We start from the raw sequence: 2,478 nt of genomic DNA, 5'->3' as shown, positions 1-2,478 counted from the left end.
ATGCTACACCATATTTTACTTTTCTTGTCATAAAAAATGCCCCCAAAAGTGTCTAACTTTTTGGGGGCAGTGTATTTTAAACCGACCTTTTTTATAATATTTAGATAATAACTACTTAATCACTCCTAATTCTTTACCAACTTTAATAAAAGCTGCAATTGTATGATCTAATTGTTCTTTTGTATGTGCAGCTGATAACTGTATACGGATACGAGCTTTATCGCGAGGAACAACAGGGAAAAAGAAGCCGATGACATATACACCTTCAGCTAATAATTTATCTGCCATTACTTGAGATAATTTTGCATCGTATAACATAACTGGAACAATAGCAGCATCACCTTCTGGAATATCAAAACCAGCAGCTACCATTTCTTTGCGGAAGTAATTGGCATTCCACATAACTTTATCACGTAAAGAAGTATCAGTTTCTAACATATCTAACACTTGCAAAGCAGCACCAACAATTCCTGGAGCTAAAGAGTTAGAGAATAAATATGGACGAGATTTTTGGCGCAACATTTCAATTACTTCTTTTTTACCAGATGTAAATCCACCCATTGCACCACCTAAAGCTTTACCCAAAGTAGAAGTAATAATGTCTACACGCCCCATTACTTCGTTGTGTTCATGTGTCCCACGACCAGTTTTACCGATGAAACCAGTTGCATGAGAATCATCTACCATTACAAGTGCATCGTATTTTTCGGCTAAATCACAAACACCTTTTAAGTCTGCTACAATACCATCCATCGAGAATACACCGTCTGTTACAATGATTTTAAAACGATGATTTTTTTCAGAAGCGGCTATCAATTGTGCTTCTAAGTCTGCCATATTATTATTTTTGTAACGGTAACGAGCAGCTTTACACAAACGAACGCCGTCAATAATAGAAGCATGGTTTAATTCATCAGAAATAATAGCATCTTCTTCAGTAAATAATGGTTCGAAAACACCACCATTTGCATCAAAAGCAGCTGCATATAAAATCGTGTCTTCCATTCCTAAGAAATCAGCAATTTTCTTTTCTAATTGTTTGTGAACATCTTGTGTTCCACAAATAAAACGTACAGATGACATACCGTATCCACGATCATCTAACATTTTTTGAGAAGCCGAAATAACATCTTTATGATCTGATAATCCTAAATAATTATTTGCACAAAAATTTAACAATGTTTGACCGTTTTCTAATGTGATTTCTGCACTTTGAGGAGAAGCAATGATGCGTTCTTTTTTGAACAGTCCTTGTTCTTCTAAGTCATTTAACTGAGATTGTAAATAGTTCTGAAATTTATCGCTATACATAATAAATCACTTTTTGTTTTGATATGTTTCATACAAATATAAAGGATTACGCTTATATTTTTCGTATTTTTGTGAGATATAAAAAAATTACAATCAGTGTTTCTAATCATCATATTTAGTTTTCAGTTTTATTTTTTAGCAAAATTTTTCAAAAAGGATAAATTAAAAACAGTTTTATCCGCAGTAGGGTTGTATATCGCAGGAGAAATAGCGTTTTCTTTTGTATTTGTAATGTTGTTTGCTTCAGGAATTATTGATATTGGTGTTAATTTTAGTAGTTCATCAATGGATAATTTGATGGAGAATAGCCTAAAAATGAATAAATACTTAGTAGAAAATTACGTTACTATTGCTGTGCAAGTCTTTTTATATATTGGAATTGGAATGTTTTATTACAATTCTTTGAAACGTAAGTGGACCTTACAAATGTTAGAAGGTGCAATTGACAAACGTAAAGATGAAATGCTACAAAATATAGAAATTAATCAAAAAATAAATCCAGTTAAACTTAATGTTTATTGTCATTTTCATACCGTTAATCAGAAAAATATACATTTAGTTCAACCTTTAGCAAGAGAAATTTGGAATGAGTGTTACAAAGATTTATTAGCACAAGATCAAATCGATTATATGATTGATATGATGTACAATAACGATAAGGTAAACGAAGGAATTGCAAACGGTGATGTTTGGGAAATTTTAAAGATTGATAATGTTCCTTCTGGTTATTTACATTATAAATTGGATGAGAATAATACAGTGTTCTTATCAAAAATTTACTTGAAAGAATCTAATCAAACCAAAGGAATTGGACAATTGATGTTGAATAGAGTAGTGGATTATGCAAAAGAAAAAGGTGCAAAAGCAGTTCATTTAACCGTTAATAAAAACAATGCAAAAGCAATTCGTTTTTATGAGAAAAATGGTTTCAAAAATATGGAATCGAAAACATTTGATATCGGAAATGGATACATTATGGATGATTACATTTATCAAAAATCAATTTAAAAGAGATAATAATCAGTATATAAAGTCATTGCATTTTTTGTAATGACTTTTTTTTATTTTAAACTATTAATTAGTTTATGATTTTCTAAGTTCAACAAATAAGTGCAACTCAAATTAAATCATTGGGGGCTAGCCCCCAATGATTAGCCAAGTGCTAAA

General features: G+C 30.9%; 2 protein-coding genes. One reads left to right on the top strand and one right to left on the bottom strand.

Annotation, left to right across the window (positions count from 1 at the left end; translation table 11 throughout):
* Nucleotides 1-111: 111 nt before the first annotated feature.
* On the bottom strand, nucleotides 112-1,311 hold the full coding sequence (kbl, locus tag HX088_RS13770; RefSeq protein ID WP_286484471.1) for a glycine C-acetyltransferase: 1,200 nt from the start codon (nucleotides 1,309-1,311) through the stop codon (nucleotides 112-114).
* A gap of 96 nt (nucleotides 1,312-1,407) precedes the next feature.
* Between kbl and HX088_RS13765 the strand changes: the two genes are divergently transcribed.
* Entirely contained in the window at nucleotides 1,408-2,319 is a 912-nt protein-coding gene (locus tag HX088_RS13765) for a GNAT family N-acetyltransferase (protein ID WP_286484470.1), read from the top strand.
* The last annotated feature ends 159 nt before the right edge of the window (nucleotides 2,320-2,478 follow it).

The organism is Empedobacter sp. 225-1 (assembly GCF_030328185.1).
In the GTDB taxonomy this organism is placed as follows: domain Bacteria; phylum Bacteroidota; class Bacteroidia; order Flavobacteriales; family Weeksellaceae; genus Empedobacter; species Empedobacter stercoris.
The sequence above is the reverse complement of the archived record's forward strand: the minus strand, read 5'-3'. Positions and strand labels throughout refer to the sequence as shown.

Bases quoted from the DNA above. Each gene is read 5' to 3' on its own strand.
- kbl (WP_286484471.1), bottom strand. From the start codon at position 1,311: ATGTATAGCGATAAATTTCAGAACTATTTACAATCTCAGTTAAATGAC.